The sequence below is a fragment of the Kribbella catacumbae DSM 19601 genome (assembly GCF_000372465.1).
In the GTDB taxonomy this organism is placed as follows: Bacteria; Actinomycetota; Actinomycetes; order Propionibacteriales; family Kribbellaceae; genus Kribbella; species Kribbella catacumbae.
This window is the reverse complement of sequence record NZ_AQUZ01000004.1, coordinates 280,319-295,659: the sequence shown is the minus strand read 5'-3', so window position 1 is coordinate 295,659 and position 15,341 is coordinate 280,319. Positions and strand designations below refer to the sequence as shown.

Below are 15,341 nucleotides of genomic sequence, written 5' to 3'. Positions count from 1 at the left end.
AGTCGATGATCTCGATCGCCCGAACCACCAACCGCAACGTGTCCCGCTGGCGCGACGGGCACATGGTGCTGCGCTGGACCGCGGCCGGCATGCTCAACGCCGAACGATCCTTCCGCCGCATCAAGGGCTACAAACACATGCCACAGCTCGTCGCCGCCCTCCACCGACACACCCACCCCGACACCACCGACCACACAGAAACTGTCGGTGCCGTCGCCTAGAGTTCACCGTGGATCGTCACCCAAGTTCCACACAACTCGGGACATGCTCGACCCGGAAGAAGCAGATCCTCGACGCGATCGGGGCCACCGGAGCGACTGCGCGGATCTACGTCGGCCCCAGTGGCCTACGGGAGCTCGACGCTCGCCGACTGTGTTTGGAGCGGCTGTTCGCCGATCTCACCGCGATGGGTTCGCGGAAGCTCGTTATTGAACTGGACGAGTCGCTGGTCGACCACGACCGGCGGTGGCTGTTCGCCGCCAAGCGGGTCAGCAATAGCGATCTCGAGTACGACCATCTACGTGCGCACGAGGAGTGCCTGCTGTGGATCGCGGATGCCGTCGCGTGGTGCTGGGCGGCAAAGGGTTCCTGGCGTGAACGCATCCGCAAGATCGGGGTAGTGGAGGTCACCGACCTGTAGACATGCGAAACCCGGCTCACCGGTCGTCCGGCCGGCTGCCGGGTTCACTTCCCGAGGGCTACTGCCCTGGGCAGCTCCTACTGTACACACCCTTAGCGTTCGGGTGCGTGATAGTCCGCCATCGCGCGGCCGCGTGCGTCGAATTTCAGGGGGAGGGCCCCAGGGACGGTCAGCGCGAGCTTGGGTGACGGCCATCTACTCCGGCCGCACGAACTGGGCCTGCGGGGAGCGCGTAGCGCCTGATGGACCAGAGCCTCGAGCCGATGCTGCGGGCACCGCTGACCGTGTCTCGGTCTACCGGGCCCGGTAGCGTTCGGCTCGGAGGGCGCAGTACGGATAAAACCGCTGGTCAGGGGGTTGTTCGGGAGTGATCGGGGTTTTATCGGGTGAGGCTGTCGGGACGGACGGCTAGCATTGGTGGGGTCACACCATCGGGCATCAGGAGGAACAGGCTGTCCAGGCCACGCAGTATCGAGCCGTCGCACCCGGATGCGGCGCGCGCTGACCGCAGCGCAGCAGTTGCCGGCCACCAGGCGTCCCACAAGATCGTCGTGCCGAACAGCATCGACATGGTGGCACTGCTCGGAGCCCGGGACGAGTTCCTCCGCATCATCGAGAAGGAGTTCACCGCCGACATCATGGTCCGCGGGAACGAGATCACCATGAACGGGGAGCCGGCCGAGCTGGCCCTGACCGAGCGGCTGGTGGACGAGCTGATCGCCGTCGTCCGGAACGGTCACGGGCTGACCGCGGACTCCGTCGAGCGCAGTATCGCGATGATCAAGGCCGAGACGGCCGAGAGTCCCGCCGACGTGCTGACCCAGAACATCCTGTCCAGCCGCGGCCGGACGATCCGGCCGAAGACGCTGAACCAGAAGCGCTACGTCGACGCCATCGACAAGAACACGATCGTCTTCGGCATCGGCCCGGCCGGAACCGGTAAGACCTACCTGGCCGTCGCCAAGGCGGTCCAGGCGCTGCAGGCCAAAGAGGTCAACCGGATCATCCTGACCCGGCCGGCCGTCGAGGCCGGCGAGCGGCTGGGCTTCCTGCCCGGCACGCTGTCGGAAAAGATCGACCCGTACCTGCGGCCGCTGTACGACGCGCTGCACGACATGCTCGACCCGGAGTCGATCCCCCGGCTGATGACGGCCGGCACGATCGAGATCGCCCCGCTGGCCTATATGCGCGGGCGGGCGCAGCCCTACGACGCGCAGGTCCTGACGCCAAATGGGTACCGGGCGATCGGCTCGCTCCAGGTCGGCGACCTGGTCGTCGGGTCGAACGGGCTGCCAACTCCTGTGTTGGGTGTTTATCCCCGGGGTCGCAAACAGGTGTTCCGTGTCCGGACCCAGGACGGCGCCTCGACGCTGTGTTGCGGCGAACACCTCTGGACTGTTGCAACGCCTGAGGACAAGCGTCGCGGTCGCACCCGTACTCTCGAGACGCAGGAGATGATCGGTCGGCTCCGCCGCGGATACATTCGGCGTTACGAGTTGCCGGTGGTCGAGCCAGTCGCGTTCGAGCCGCAACAGGTAGCAATGGACCCTTATGCGCTGGGGCTACTGCTCGGCGACGGATGTATTACTACAAGTACTACTCCGACCTTCAGCACGGCCGATGCCGAGCTGGCCCAGGCACTCGAGTCGGCTTTGCAGGACATCGAACTGGTGCCGAAGGGCACCTACGATTTCGTGCTCCGGCACAAGAACGGCGGCCGTGGTGGTCTGCGGGTGGCCAATCCGGTAACGACCGTCATCCGTGAACTCGGTCTCGCCGGTGCGACCTCGGCGACCAAGTTCGTGCCCGAGAGCTATCTGTACACATCGGCCGACGTGCGGCTAGCTGTTCTCCAGGGCCTGCTCGACACAGATGGTGGTCCAGTACCGCAGCGAGGGCGAACTTGCCGCGTGCAGTACAGCACCACCTCGGGGCGGTTGCGAGACGATGTGATCTTCCTTGTCAGATCCCTGGGCGGCATCGCGTACAGCCACACTCGACTCGCGGAGGGTCGGCGACCCGGCCGGGCCTTGGGTCGCGATGTGCAGCACCGATCAGATGCTCACGTCATCGACATCCGTCTACCGGCCGGCATTGCGCCGTTCCGGCTGGGACGCAAGATGGAGCTCTACGGTCGCACCGGCGGAGGTCGTCCGATGCGCTTCATCGACAGCATCGAACCGGCGGGCGAGCAGGAGACGTTGTGCATCCAGGTCGCTGCGGCGGACTCGCTCTATGTGACTGACGACTTCCTGGTCACCCACAACACCCTGAACGACGCGTACATCATTCTCGACGAGGCGCAGAACACCTCGCCGGAGCAGATGAAGATGTTCCTCACCCGGCTCGGTTTCGGCTCCAAGATGGTCGTCACCGGCGACGTCACCCAGGTCGACCTGCCGACCGGGACGAGGTCGGGACTGCGCGTCGTCCAGGAGATCCTGGAAGGCGTCCAGGACCTGACGTTCTGCCGGCTCACGGCCCACGACGTGGTCCGCCACAAGCTGGTCGGCCGGATCGTGTCGGCTTACGAGAACTTCGAAGGCAGCGCTGAGCTCAAGAGATGAACGTCGAGGTCAACAACGAGTCCGGGGTCGAGATCGACGCGCACGGACTGATGCGGCTGGGCCGGTTCGTGATGTCGTCGCTGCGCCTGCACCCCGAGTGTGAGCTGTCGATCAAGCTGGTCGACGAGGACACGATGGCGCGGTACCACGTGGAGTTCCTGGACCTGCCCGGTCCGACCGACGTGATGTCGTGGCCGATGGACGAGCTGCGGCCCGGCGGTGATGGCGGTGACGAGGCCGACCTGCCGCTCGGGCACCTCGGCGACATCGCGCTGTGCCCGACGGTCGCCGCCGCGCAGGGCGCGAAGGCCGGCCACGGCACCTGGGCCGAGCTGGAGCTGCTGACCGTGCACGGCATCCTGCACCTGCTCGGCTACGACCACGCCGAACCCGCCGAGAAGGCGGAGATGTGGGATGTCCAGGGCCGTTTGCTGGAAGCATGGCGAGCACCCGGAAACAGGCTTGGCGATGTCTGATGGCTACCGCCTACTGCGCGGAAGCATCAGACACCGCCTAGGACAGGAGTGAAGTTCCAGTGACCTCCCACGACGGCGTTCTGCTGGTTGTGGCTGCGGTGCTCGTTCTGCTCGCCGGGCTGTTCGCCGGCGCCGAGGCGGCCCTGTCGTCGTACTCGAAGGTGCGCGCGAACACCCAGGTCGAGCAGGGCAACCTGCGCGCGGTGAAGCTGCGCGACCTGCTCTCGGACGCGCCGCGCTACCTGAACTCCCTGCTGCTGGTCCGGCTGAGCTGCGAGATCACCGCGATCGTGCTGGTCACCCAGGCACTGTCGAACCTGTTCACCGTGACCTGGGAACACATCCTGATCACCGGCGTCCTGATGGTGCTGATCTCCTACGTGATCATCGGGGTCGCGCCACGCACGCTCGGCCGGCAGCACTCCGACCGGTTCGCGATCCTGTCGGCCGGTCCGGTGATGGCGCTGACCCGGGTGCTCGGCCCGCTGCCGAAGCTGCTGATCCTGATCGGCAACGCGATGACCCCGGGCAAGGGGTTCGCCGAGGGCCCGTTCGCGACCGAGGCCGAGCTGCGCGCGCTGGTCGACCTGGCCGAGAAGTCGTCGGTGATCGAGTCCGGCGAGCGGCAGATGATCCACTCCGTCTTCGAGCTCGGCGACACGATCGTGCGCGAGGTGATGGTGCCGCGGACCGACATGGTCTACATCGAGCGGCACAAGAAGCTGCGCCAGCTCACCTCGCTGGCGCTGCGCAGCGGGTACTCGCGGATCCCGGTGGTGGGCGAGTCGCTGGACGACATCGTCGGCGTCGTCTACCTCAAGGACGTGATGCGCCGCGTCTACGACAACGCCTCGGCCGAGTCGACCGAGCGGGTCGAGTCGGTGATGCGGCCGTGCATGTACATCCCCGACTCCAAGCCGGTGGACGAGCTGCTGCGCGAGATGCAGGCGGCCCGGATGCACGTCGCGATCGTCGTCGACGAGTACGGCGGTACGGCGGGCCTGGTCACCATCGAGGACATCCTGGAGGAGATCGTCGGCGAGATCACGGACGAGTACGACGAGGCGCCGGAGTCGGTGCAGGCGCTGTCCGACGGCGCCTACCGGGTCTCCAGCCGGTTCCCGATCGACGAGCTCGGCGAGCTGTTCGGCGTACCGCTGGACGATGACGACGTCGACACGGTCGGCGGCCTGATGGCCAAACTGCTCGGCAAGGTGCCGATTCCCGGCGCCCAGGTCGAGATCGAGAGACTCGGACTGTCTCTCACCGCGGAGCGGCCGTCCGGCCGACGCAACCAGATCGGTACTGTGCTGGTTCGGCGCGGACTTCCCGCCGACCAGCCGCAGGACAGCAGTCACCAGACCGCCTGAAACCCCCTTGGAGCCATCTTTGCCTGCCGACCTCACGGCCGAGGACGCCAAACTGGTCACCCTGGCGCGCGCCGCCCGGGCCCGCACCCGCGCCGCCGAAGGCGCCGCAGTACGGGACACCGACGGGCGGACGTACGCCGCTTGCACCGTGCAGCTGGACACCGTCCTGCTGAGCGCGCTGCAGCTTGCGGTCGCGATGGCCGTATCGTCAGGGGTGAAGGGGATCGAGGCCGCCGCCGTGGTCACTGATGGCGACGCGGCGGGCGTCGACGTCGAGGTGGTCCGCTATTTCGGCGGAGCCGCCCTTCCGGTAGTCGTTGCCGATGGCAGCGGAGAGGTTCGTGATGTCGTTCACACCTGAGAACGTGGTGCCGGAGTTCAAGTCCGGCTTCGCCTGTTTCGTCGGCCGCCCGAACGCGGGCAAGTCCACCCTGACGAACGCCCTAGTCGGGCAGAAGGTCGTGATCACCTCGTCGAAGCCGCAGACCACGCGGCACGCCGTCCGGGGCATCGTGCACCGGGCCGACGCGCAGCTGATCCTGGTCGACACGCCGGGGCTGCACAAGCCGCGGACGCTGCTCGGTGAGCGGCTGAACGATGTGGTGAAGACGACCTGGGCCGAGGTCGACGTGATCGGGATCTGCCTGCCGGCCAGCGACCGGATCGGCCCGGGCGACCGGTTCCTGGTCACCGAGGCGGCCAAGGTGGCCAAGACCCCGAAGGTCGCGATCGCGACCAAGGCGGACCTGGTCGCGCCCGAGCGGATGGTCGAGCACCTCTCCGAGATCCAGACCCTGGGGGAGTCCGTCGGCATCGAATGGGCGTCCGTCGTCCCGGTGTCGGCGACGTCCGGCTACCAAGTCGAGGTGGTCGCCGACGAGCTGGTGAGGTTTCTGCCGGACGGCCAGCCGCTCTACCCCGAAGGCGACGTCACGGACGAGCCGGAGGAGATCCTGGTCGGCGAGCTGATCCGCGAGGCCGCGCTGGAAGGCGTCCGGGACGAGCTGCCGCACTCGATCGCGGTCACCATCGACGAGATGGGACTGCGCGAGGGCCGGCCCGAAGACAAGCCGCTGCTCGACATCTACGCGAACATCTTCCTCGAGCGGGACAGCCAGAAGGGCATCGTGATCGGCCACAAGGGGGCCCGGCTGCGTGAGGTCGGCGCCAACGCCCGCCGCCAGATCGAAGCCCTGCTCGGTACGCCGGTCTACCTCGACCTGCACGTCAAGATCGCCAAGAACTGGCAGACCGACGCCAAGCACCTGCGGAAACTCGGGTTCTGAGGTGGGCCAGGCCTCGGCGCTCACCAATCCGACGTACTACGCCCTGACGGGCCCGCAGGCGGGACTGGCTGAAGCTCGGGGCCGGGCTGTCCGCTACCAGGCCGAGGTCGCGCCTTTCCTCGGCCTGCCGGACGAGCCGACCGAGCAGGACTGGGCGGATGCCGCCGAGCTGCTCGGGCCCGGCACTGTCGGAGCGATGATGCGCCCCGACCTGCCACTGCCGGAGAGCTTCAAGCTCGACCAGCAGTTCGGCCTGGTCCAGTTCCTCGCGCCGGAGTCGTTCGGCGTCGAGGACCCGGAGCTGGTCGAACTCGGGCTCGACGACGTCCCGGAGATGGTCGCGCTGACCACCCTGACCGACCCGGGACCGTTCCGCTCGCGCACGATCGAGTGCGGGCGCTACCTGGGTCTGCGGCGCGATGGCGAACTGGTCGCGATGGCCGGTGAGCGCCAGCGCCTGCCCGGGTACGTCGAGATCAGCGCGGTCTGCACCCACCCGGAGTACCGCGGTCAGGGACTCGCCGGCCGGCTGGTCCGGGCTGTTGCCGCCGGCATCGAAACGGCGGGCGACCGGCCGTTCCTGCATACCGGCGCGACCAACACCACCGCGATCAGGCTCTATGAGTCGCTGGGGTTCACCGTCACCAACCGGATGTCGGTCACGATCGTCGAGCCGGCCGGACGATAAGGGCCTCGTCGAGCGGCTTGCGGGTCAGCTCGGGAACCTCGCAGTCGTCGGCCGGGTAGCCGACCGGGAAGAGGATGTAGGGCCGCTCGGTGCGCGGGCGGTCGAGGACCTTGGTGAGGAACGCCATCGGGTTCGGCGTGTGGGTCAGCGTCGCGAGTCCCATCCGGTGCAGCGCGGCGATGAAGAAGCCACAGGCGATGCCGACGCTCTCGGAGACGTAGTAGTTCTTGCGCAGGCTGCCGTCGGGTTGCGGCGTGTGCTTCTGCGCGAAGGCCACCACCAGCCAGGGCGCGACCTCGAGGAACTCCTTGTGCTCGTCGGTCTCCAGCCGGGCGAGCGCCGAGTGCCACTCCGGCAGTTCCCGCTCCTGGTAGAACTTCCGCTCTTCTTCTTCGGCAGCCATCCGCACGCCGCGCTTGATCTCAGGATCGTCGGTCGCGACGAAGGTCCAGGGCTGGTGATGCGCCCCGCTGGGTGCCGTGTTGGCGGCACTCACCGCGAGCTGGATCGCTTCCAGTGGCACCGGATCGTCGGAGAACCACCGCACCGACCGGCGCCGCTCCAGCTCGTCCAGGTACTCCGCCCCGCGGCGCAGCCCTTCCCCGATCGGTACTCGGGGCGGCGTGTAGGCGACGAAGGGGTGCTGATGGCTGCGGTTCACCTGTCGACCGTGCCACGCGGCCGGTCATGAGTCCAGCTTGGGAAACTGAACTCATCCATATGATCAGCTCATGTATATCTCGCCCCGCCAACTGGAGTACCTCGTCGCCATCGCCGAGACCGGCGGGATCACGGCCGCCGCCGCGCGATGTCACGTCTCGCAGTCCGCGGTGTCGCTCGCGGTGGGGGAGCTGGAACGCGCGCTCGACGTCAGCCTCGTACTGCGTGGGTCGCGGCGCGGCACCCGATTGACCCCGGCCGGCCAGCAGGTGGTTGCGGATGGGCGCAAGGTGCTGGCCGCGTTGTCCGAGCTGGGCGCCGGCGCGCGCAGCCTCGGTCAGGAGATCGAGGGGCGGCTCACGATCGGGTGCTACGCGCCGATCGCGCCGTTCCATCTGCCGTTGGCGATCGCAGGGTTCCGTGAAGCCCAGCCGGGCGTAGAGATCGACTTCATGGAAGGCACGTTGCCGGACTTACAAGCAGCGTTGCTCGATGGGAGGTGTGAGCTCGCATTCCTTTATCAGCAGGACTTGCAGCCGGGGATCGACAGCGCAGTACTGCACGATCGGGCACCGTCGGTGTTGCTCTCCGGAGGTCATCGGCTGGCGCGGCGGCGGTCGATCCGGTTGGCGGAGTTGGCCGGAGAGCCGTTCGTCCTACTGGATGTGCCGCCGAGCGAGCACTACTTCAGGGCTGTCTTCGAGGCGGCCGGGGTGGAGATGTCGCCTGCTCATCGGGCCGGGAGCTTCGAGCTGGCGCGGGCGTTGGTTGCCCGGGGCATCGGATATTCGCTGGCCGTGCAAACGCCGGCGGTCGAGCTCAGCTACGAGGGGCTGCCGGTGCTCACGCGAGCGCTGGCGGACGTAGTACCGACGACGCCGGTCGTCCTGGGGTGGGCCGGCGGGGGACGCCTCACCCGGCGGGGTGAGGCGTTCCTCGCTTATTGCCGGACCGCGTTCAGAGCGACTTCTGGTAGTCGAGGGCGCGGGCCACGACGTAGTAGTTGAGCTGTTCGTTGATGGAGATCATGTGGTTGTTGGACTCGGCGTTCCAGGTGTCCAGCTGGGTCAGGGCCGGTTCGGCCTCGCGCAGCCAGAGCAGCATGCCGGTCTTGACCAGCGCGCCGAGCCGGTGGCCGCGGTGGTCGCGGGAGACGGCGGTGTCGTTCTGCTCCGCGATGTGGGGCCGCTCGCGCTCCACGGTGACGACCGAGTGGCCTGCCAGTTCGCCCGTCGTACGGTGCCGCGCGATCACCCGGTACATCGTCTGGTTGTGCCCCTGCCGGGCCGCTTCGTAGGCGCGCAGCCGCTCCGGGGTGAAGACGTCGTCCTCGATGTCGAGGTCGTCCTTCGGGGCGTCGTTGATCGAGGCGGTGACCGCGACCATGCCCTCGAGCATCTCGTCGGGCAGTGCGCCGATGATCCGGACTACCTCGTAGTCCGCCGAGGCGAGCACGGCTTCGTCGTACAGCTTCTGCACCGTCGGCCAGTCCAGGTTGGTGATGTCCTGGCGGCGGTTCACCTCGACCGCCTTCTGCTCGAACCCGTGCCGCTTCGCGAACGCCTCCGCCTTCGGCAGGTCCCAGGTGGTGATGCCGAACGACGTACGACCGAGCTCGTCGGCCACCTGCTCGCCGTACCGGACCAGCTCGCTGCCGATCCCGCGGCCCCGATGATCCGGATGGACCTCGACCTCGATCCACGCCAGGTTGGTGTTGTCGTAGGTCGGCGCGAAGAGCTGAAGCAGGCCGACCAGCGACCCGTCCTCTTCGCGAGCCAGGTAGCTACGGCCCGGATCGAGATCCCAGCCGTATCGCAGGTCGGCCGCATAGCCGGACGGGGTCGACAACAGGGCAGCCGGGCAGTCGACCGCATGGGTCGCGTTCAGCAACGCCACCGCGTCGGCACACCCAGCCGCGTCGTCAGAAGAAAGCCTCGAGATGTCCACAGCCCCAGAGTGGACCTGACAGCCGCTCACCGCGAGTTATTTAACCGGCCATCCCGTAGCTGTGGTCGATGGTCATGGTGAAGAGGAGGCGGCGCTCCGCGACCATGGCCCGGCGGTAGTCGTCCCAGTCGGGGTGCTCGCCGGCAGCGTCGCGGTAGTAGGTGATGAGCTGCTCGACGGTGTTGTCGTCTTCGGCGGTCGCGACCGGGGTCAGCTCCGCTTTGCCTTCGACCACGACGTACGAGCGACCGCGAGGGCCGTTCACATAAAGGCTGGCGCGCGGGTCGCGGCGGAGGTTCTTGGTCTTAGCGCGTCCGTCCGTGAGCGAGACGCGGACCTGGTCGCCGTCGTACAGGTAGGTGACGTTGGACAGCTGCGGCCGGCCGTCCCGCTTGATCGTGACGAGCACGCCGAGGCCGGTCTTGCCGAGCGTGCCGAGGAGGTCAGAGGTCATACTTAGATCTTAAGTTTTCAAGCAAACCGTCACTGCCGGTGATGGTTTGTCTCGGTCTGCGAGACCCCCGGTTCGACCTGCGGATGGGGTTGTGCATAGACTCACTGGCATCATGCGGCACCAGCTTCTTCTCCTTCGCTGCCGCGGCGAGGCCTGACGTAGGCCGGTTCCCTCGCCGCGGAGTTTCGCCATCTCTCAATGGCGCTGTCGCCGGTCGAATCCGACCAAGTACTGCTTCCGCGAGGAGAACCCGCAACATGGCCCCCAAGAACCAGCCCAAACCCGTTCAGCAGACCTCTGGCATGCCGATCGGGCGCTACAGCGCGTTCCCGCCGATCCAGCTGCCCGACCGGACCTGGCCGGCCAAGTCGGTCGACAAGACGCCGCGCTGGCTGTCCACCGATCTGCGTGACGGCAACCAGGCCCTGGTCGAGCCGATGTCGCCGGCCCGCAAGCGGCGGATGTTCGACCTGCTGGTGCGGATGGGCTACAAGGAGATCGAGGTCGGTTTCCCGAGCGCCAGCCAGTACGACTTCGACTTCGTCCGCAGCCTGATCGAGGGCGACGCGATCCCCGAGGACGTCACCATCTCGGTGCTGACCCAGGCGCGCGAGGAGCTCATCGAGCGGACCGTGCAGTCCCTGCAGGGCTCGCCGAAGGCCACCATCCACCTGTACAACGCGACCGCGCCGCTGTTCCGCCGGGTCGTCTTCAACGTCGACAAGGCCGAGTGCCGCAACATCGCGGTACGGGGCACGGAGACGGTGATGAAGTACGCCGACGAGATGCTGGGCGATTGCGAGTTCGGCTACCAGTACAGCCCGGAGATCTTCACCGGGACCGAGCTGGAGTTCGCGCTGGACGTGTGCGAGGCGGTCAGCGACGTGTGGCAGCCGGCGGAGGGCCGCGAGATCATCCTCAACCTGCCCGCCACGGTCGAGATGTCGACGCCGAACGTGTACGCCGACCAGATCGAGTGGTTCAGCCGCAACCTGACCCGGCGCGAGCACAGCACGATCAGCCTGCACCCGCACAACGACCGCGGTACCGCGGTCGCCGCGACCGAGCTGGCGCTGATGGCCGGCGCGGATCGCGTCGAGGGCTGCCTGTTCGGCCACGGCGAGCGGACCGGCAACGTCGACCTGGTGACGCTGGGGATGAACCTGTTCAGCCAGGGCATCGACCCGCAGATCGACTTCTCCGACATCGACGAGATCCGCCGCACCGTCGAGTACTGCACCCAGATGCGCGTCCCCGAGCGTCAGCCGTACGCCGGTGACCTGGTCTACACCGCCTTCTCCGGCTCGCACCAGGACGCGATCAAGAAGGGCCTGGAGGCGCTGGACAAGCAGGCCGCGGCCGAGGGCCGGCCGGTCGGCGAGATCGCCTGGGAGGCGCCGTACCTGCCGATCGACCCGAAGGACGTCGGCCGGTCGTACGAGGCGGTCATCCGGGTCAACTCGCAGTCGGGCAAGGGCGGCGTCGCCTACATCATGAAGTCGGAGCACCGCCTCGACCTGCCGCGCCGGCTGCAGATCGAGTTCAGCCGGGTGATCCAGCAGCACACCGACGCCGAGGGCGGCGAGGTCGGTCCCCAGCAGATGTGGGACATCTTCTCCACCGAGTACCTGGCCCCGGGCCAGCTGTCGCTGCTGACCGTCAACTCGACGTCCGGCGAGGGACAGGGTGACCAGCTCCGCGTGCAGGTCTACTCCGGCGGCGTCCCGCACGAACTGGTTGGCGAGGGCAACGGCCCGGTGTCGGCCTTCGTCGACGCGATCAAGCCGCTGAAGTACGACGTACGGGTGCTGGACTACCACGAGCACGCCCTCTCCTCCGGCGGCGACGCCCTGGCCGCGGCGTACGTCGAGTGCGAGGTCGGCGACGACGTCTACTGGGGTGTCGGCCGCGACGCCAACATCCTCACCGCCTCCCTGAAGGCAGTCGTCTCAGCCATCAACCGCGCCACCCGCTGATCTCAGCAAGCTCAAGGCCGGTCTTTCCGTCTGGAGGCCGGCCTTCAGCTTGTACGCCGACAAGCCCCCACGTGTCCGCCGCCGCTCGCTCCTTCGTCGCTCCCAGCTCTGGTCACTCCCACCCACCCCTCCTTGCCGCTCCTTCGTCGCGGTGGGTGCCCGGGTGCACCTTGCATCGTGCTGGAGGGAGTGAGGGGCGCCTGACGCCTCAGGTGATGCCCATGCCGGTGTCAGCGCCACTGGCTAGCACTCCAGCCGTGGTTCGTGATGAGGTGAGTTGGGCTGTTTGACCGCGGTGGTGGCAGTCGCGTGCTCGGGTTTGGTGGCGGGGTCGCCAGCGTGACCGGTGCAGCAGGTGTGCCGCGCAGTGTTGGCCGTGGTCGAGGGGCCGGGTGAACAGGTGTCTGATCTCGTTCGCGGTTAGCGTGATCAGTTGATGACCTTAATCTGATGGCTGTGGGATGGCTTGGTGGTAGCGGAGTTCGTAGAGGTGGGCGCCTTTGACGAGGACTGACGCTTCCACGGGGCGCCGATTGTCCGAGTAGATCGTTCGGAATTGCCGAATGATTGGCACGTCCTCTGGCAGTCCAAGGATTTCGAGTTCCTCAGTGGTGGGTAGGCGGGCAGACAGGCGATCGGCGAACTCGCGCTGCGGATAGCCGAGTTCCGCGAGGGCCTGAACCGCCCCGCCGGGGATGCGAAGTTTCCGTGCGAGCGGGCCATCCGCAGCGATGTCTGCCGGGTAGTAGGACCACGAGATCTCGATCGGCTCACCGTCGTACGACAGTAGTCGCTGGCGCAGGATGGCGTGTCCATCCGAGGTGAGATCGAGTGCTGAGGAGATCTCAGTGGGGGCCTGGACCTCGGCTACGTCCAGCAGGCGGTAGGCATAGCCCTTTGGGCTGGGAGAAAGGTAGGTGGCGGCATCGACCACGAACGGGCGGCGATCACGAACGTAGACACCTTTGCCGACCAGGCTGTAAACGAAGCCCTCACGTTTGAGCGCAGTAAGTGCGCGCTGAATCGTCGCGTTGGCCGCCGAGAATCGATGTACGAGATTCTGGGTGGAGGGCAACTGCTGGCCGGGTGCAAGGTCGCCTGCCATGATCTGGGCCCGTAGGTCGGCTGCAATCTGTTGGTGGCGTGGCCTGACGTCGTTTCCATTATCCATGATGCGTGCTGCTGTTTCGGATCATGTGGTCACCTGGTAGCGCAGCCGTCGGCCGTTGGCTGCCATGGTCATGACGCTCATCTCGATTGGTTCGCCGTCTGCTGTTGTGGTCAGGCGAGACAGGATGATCACCCACTCGCCGTCGGCGAGATCGAGGGTTGCGGACTCGTCCGATGTGGGTGGTCGAGCAGAGATCTCCTCCTGAACTACGCCGGTTTCGTAGCCGAGCTCTGTCAGCAGCGTGACTGCGCCACCACGAATCTTCCGTGGCTCCGCCAGGCCGGTGCCTGACGCCACAGCGGAGGGGTAGTAGGAGTCAGTCAGTTCGACTGTCCGGCCGTCAACCAGCATGACTCGGCGACGAACCACTACCGATTCTCCCGGTGAGGTACCCAGGCCTTCAGCGACTTCTGGTGGAGGAACAACCGCCGCCACCTCCCGGAGTTGCTGGCTGCCGGATACATCGCGCTCTGCGAGTTCCTCGGACCAGGCGTCCAACTCGCCGGCGGCTCGTGGCCTCAAATACGGCGTCGAAACGCTTTCCCAACGGGCCGCTCCGTTCGCCACTGCTGCCTCCTTCTTCTCGTCGCCGATGGATGCCGGTCACTTCACTGTACTTGGAAGGCAGCAAGGTTCGTGGCAGGACCTCCTCGGGGTCAACCTTGCTGCAATATGCGAAAGGTAGTATTGTCCGTCTCAGCATCAGCCGCAGTCCGCCAAGCGACGGAACCGGCGCTGAGGTCCCTGCAACCGGCGCCGGTTCCGTCCTTCAACGGTGAGGAAGAAGGGCGAGCATGCAGAACGCCGCGATATCGACGACGTTTCACACGTTGGTGATGCAGCCGACAAGTTTGTGCAACCTGGACTGCTCGTATTGCTATCTGCCGGATCGCAAACGGCGTGCGCTGATGTCAACGCCGGTCGCCGCTGCGTGTGCTGCGTCCGTCTGGCAACAGGCAAGCCCCTACCCCGTGGACGTTGTATGGCACGGCGGAGAGCCGACGACGACCCCCATCGAGCACTTTCGCGCGCTGTTGAAGCCGTTCGAGACGCTTAGGTCATCGAACCTGGTCGAGTTCGGGATCCAATCGAATGGAACGCTGATCGATCAGCGTTGGTGCGATCTGTTCAAGGAGTACGGCTTCGATGTCGGCATCAGTGTCGACGGACCACCCTGGGCGAATCGGGATCGTGTGAATTGGCGAGGCGCGGAGACATTCGCGCAAACCCGGCGAGGTATCGAGCGGCTCCAAACGGCTGGGATCGACTTCACCGTCATCTGCGTGGTGACGCCTTCAACCATCGGACATGCGGAGGAGTTGGTCGACTTCTTCAGTGCAATCGGCTGTTCCTCGGTCGGTTTCAACATTGAAGAGGAAGAGGGGGCGGGTCGGCCCGGCGTCGAGGAGTCCACCGCTTACGAGTTCTGGAGAGCGCTCCTGCGGCACCGCGAAGCGGGTAGCGTGCTGCGGATTCGTGAACTGGATCGACTCAACGACTTCCTGGCGACACGCACTAGAAGTGGCGAGGATCGTCGACCGTTTGATCCCATCCCGACGATTGCGCACAACGGAGACACTGTTCTGCTGTCGCCAGAGCTCCTTGGTATCAAAGACGTCAAGTACGCAGATTTCCTTGCCGGCAACGTTCTCCGGATGTCTTTGCCTCGGATGATCGCGGAATCCTCGCGACTCGCCTACGTTCTTGAGTTCGAGGAGGCGCTAAGTAAATGCGCAGCTGGTTGTGACTTCTACTCGTTCTGCGGCGGCGCGCAGGCCGGCAACCGCTACTTCGAGCACGGGTCCCTGGAGATCGCTGAGACGGCGTACTGCCGAAACACCCGCCAGAGCCTGGTCCGCGCTGCAGCGGACCACATCACCGAAAGGATGGCCATATGAATCCCCTAGCCACGCTCCTTGGAGCGGATTCGGCAGCGCTCGCCAAGCTTCGGGTGCGTTCAGAGTATCAGATGTCGCAACGTGATGAGACACGCGCGCCATCTAGCTCATGGGACAACCGCCCTTCGTGGGACAACTGGAGGAAGCACAAGTAGGTCAGCCATGGTCGGCGGGTGGGTGCCGGTGACCATCCGCCGACCCAGTACAC

The 15,341-nt window shown here is 66.3% G+C and carries 14 protein-coding genes and 4 pseudogenes; 13 read left to right on the top strand and 5 right to left on the bottom strand.

Annotated features, from left to right (window positions below; genetic code table 11):
- The 10 genes and pseudogenes from A3ES_RS0106820 to A3ES_RS0106780 all read left to right on the top strand — a co-directional run.
- Window positions 1-221: pseudogene (locus A3ES_RS0106820) on the top strand (IS256 family transposase); the annotation flags it as partial.
- Between the two features lie 8 nt (window positions 222-229).
- On the top strand, window positions 230-640 hold the full coding sequence (locus A3ES_RS46460) for a hypothetical protein (protein ID WP_020386038.1): 411 nt from the start codon (window positions 230-232) through the stop codon (window positions 638-640).
- Between the two features lie 569 nt (window positions 641-1,209).
- Window positions 1,210-1,836 (top strand): annotated as a pseudogene (locus tag A3ES_RS55950) (PhoH family protein); the annotation flags it as partial.
- Window positions 1,825-2,628: pseudogene (locus A3ES_RS56920) on the top strand (LAGLIDADG family homing endonuclease); the annotation flags it as partial. The pseudogenes A3ES_RS55950 and A3ES_RS56920, both read left to right, overlap by 12 nt.
- A 276-nt stretch (window positions 2,629-2,904) precedes the next feature.
- Window positions 2,905-3,207 (top strand): annotated as a pseudogene (locus A3ES_RS55940) (PhoH family protein); the annotation flags it as partial.
- Window positions 3,204-3,683 carry an rRNA maturation RNase YbeY gene (gene ybeY / locus A3ES_RS0106800; RefSeq protein ID WP_020386035.1) on the top strand — a complete coding sequence of 160 codons (480 nt, stop codon included), beginning with the start codon at window positions 3,204-3,206 and terminating at the stop codon, window positions 3,681-3,683. The pseudogene A3ES_RS55940 and the gene ybeY, both read left to right, overlap by 4 nt.
- 59 nt (window positions 3,684-3,742) lie before the next feature.
- Window positions 3,743-5,053, top strand: coding sequence for a hemolysin family protein (locus A3ES_RS0106795; protein WP_020386034.1), 1,311 nt, complete (start codon window positions 3,743-3,745; stop codon window positions 5,051-5,053).
- Between the two features lie 19 nt (window positions 5,054-5,072).
- Window positions 5,073-5,414 carry a cytidine/deoxycytidylate deaminase family protein gene (locus tag A3ES_RS0106790; protein WP_020386033.1) on the top strand — a complete coding sequence of 114 codons (342 nt, stop codon included), beginning with the start codon at window positions 5,073-5,075 and terminating at the stop codon, window positions 5,412-5,414.
- Window positions 5,398-6,339, top strand: coding sequence for a GTPase Era (era, locus tag A3ES_RS0106785; RefSeq protein WP_020386032.1), 942 nt, complete (start codon window positions 5,398-5,400; stop codon window positions 6,337-6,339). Before A3ES_RS0106790 ends, era begins: the two co-directional genes overlap by 17 nt.
- Window position 6,340: 1 nt before the next feature.
- Window positions 6,341-7,027, top strand: coding sequence for a GNAT family N-acetyltransferase (locus tag A3ES_RS0106780; RefSeq protein WP_020386031.1), 687 nt, complete (start codon window positions 6,341-6,343; stop codon window positions 7,025-7,027).
- On the opposite strand, the gene A3ES_RS0106775 is transcribed toward A3ES_RS0106780, so the two are convergent.
- The gene (locus A3ES_RS0106775; protein ID WP_020386030.1) at window positions 6,999-7,688 is read right to left on the bottom strand and encodes a nitroreductase family protein; all 690 of its coding nucleotides are present in this window, start codon (window positions 7,686-7,688) and stop codon (window positions 6,999-7,001) included. The two genes, A3ES_RS0106780 and A3ES_RS0106775, sit on opposite strands and share 29 nt — an antisense overlap.
- Before the next feature lie 70 nt (window positions 7,689-7,758).
- Between A3ES_RS0106775 and A3ES_RS0106770 the strand changes: the two genes are divergently transcribed.
- Window positions 7,759-8,694, top strand: a complete 936-nt coding sequence (locus A3ES_RS0106770) for a LysR family transcriptional regulator (protein ID WP_020386029.1) — start codon at window positions 7,759-7,761, stop codon at window positions 8,692-8,694.
- Here A3ES_RS0106770 and A3ES_RS0106765 read toward each other — a convergent pair.
- Window positions 8,645-9,634 carry a GNAT family N-acetyltransferase gene (locus tag A3ES_RS0106765; protein WP_237744867.1) on the bottom strand — a complete coding sequence of 330 codons (990 nt, stop codon included), beginning with the start codon at window positions 9,632-9,634 and terminating at the stop codon, window positions 8,645-8,647. The two genes, A3ES_RS0106770 and A3ES_RS0106765, sit on opposite strands and share 50 nt — an antisense overlap.
- Window positions 9,635-9,674: 40 nt before the next feature.
- Window positions 9,675-10,088, bottom strand: coding sequence for a PPOX class F420-dependent oxidoreductase (locus A3ES_RS0106760; protein WP_020386027.1), 414 nt, complete (start codon window positions 10,086-10,088; stop codon window positions 9,675-9,677).
- A gap of 257 nt (window positions 10,089-10,345) precedes the next feature.
- Here A3ES_RS0106760 and leuA point away from each other — a divergent pair, with 257 nt between their 5' ends.
- Window positions 10,346-12,064, top strand: coding sequence for a 2-isopropylmalate synthase (gene leuA, locus A3ES_RS0106755; protein ID WP_020386026.1), 1,719 nt, complete (start codon window positions 10,346-10,348; stop codon window positions 12,062-12,064).
- 442 nt (window positions 12,065-12,506) lie between these two features.
- On the opposite strand, the gene A3ES_RS0106750 is transcribed toward leuA, so the two are convergent.
- Together A3ES_RS0106750 and A3ES_RS0106745 are read right to left on the bottom strand one after the other, a co-directional pair.
- Window positions 12,507-13,235, bottom strand: coding sequence for a GntR family transcriptional regulator (locus A3ES_RS0106750; RefSeq protein WP_026162612.1), 729 nt, complete (start codon window positions 13,233-13,235; stop codon window positions 12,507-12,509).
- Between the two features lie 21 nt (window positions 13,236-13,256).
- Window positions 13,257-13,670 (bottom strand): UTRA domain-containing protein, encoded by a 414-nt coding sequence (locus tag A3ES_RS0106745; protein WP_237744871.1) that lies wholly within the window; start codon window positions 13,668-13,670, stop codon window positions 13,257-13,259.
- A 359-nt stretch (window positions 13,671-14,029) separates the two neighbouring features.
- Between A3ES_RS0106745 and amcB the strand changes: the two genes are divergently transcribed.
- Window positions 14,030-15,133, top strand: a complete 1,104-nt coding sequence (gene amcB, locus A3ES_RS0106740) for a cyclophane-forming radical SAM peptide maturase AmcB (protein ID WP_020386023.1) — start codon at window positions 14,030-14,032, stop codon at window positions 15,131-15,133.
- Window positions 15,134-15,341: the final 208 nt, after the last annotated feature.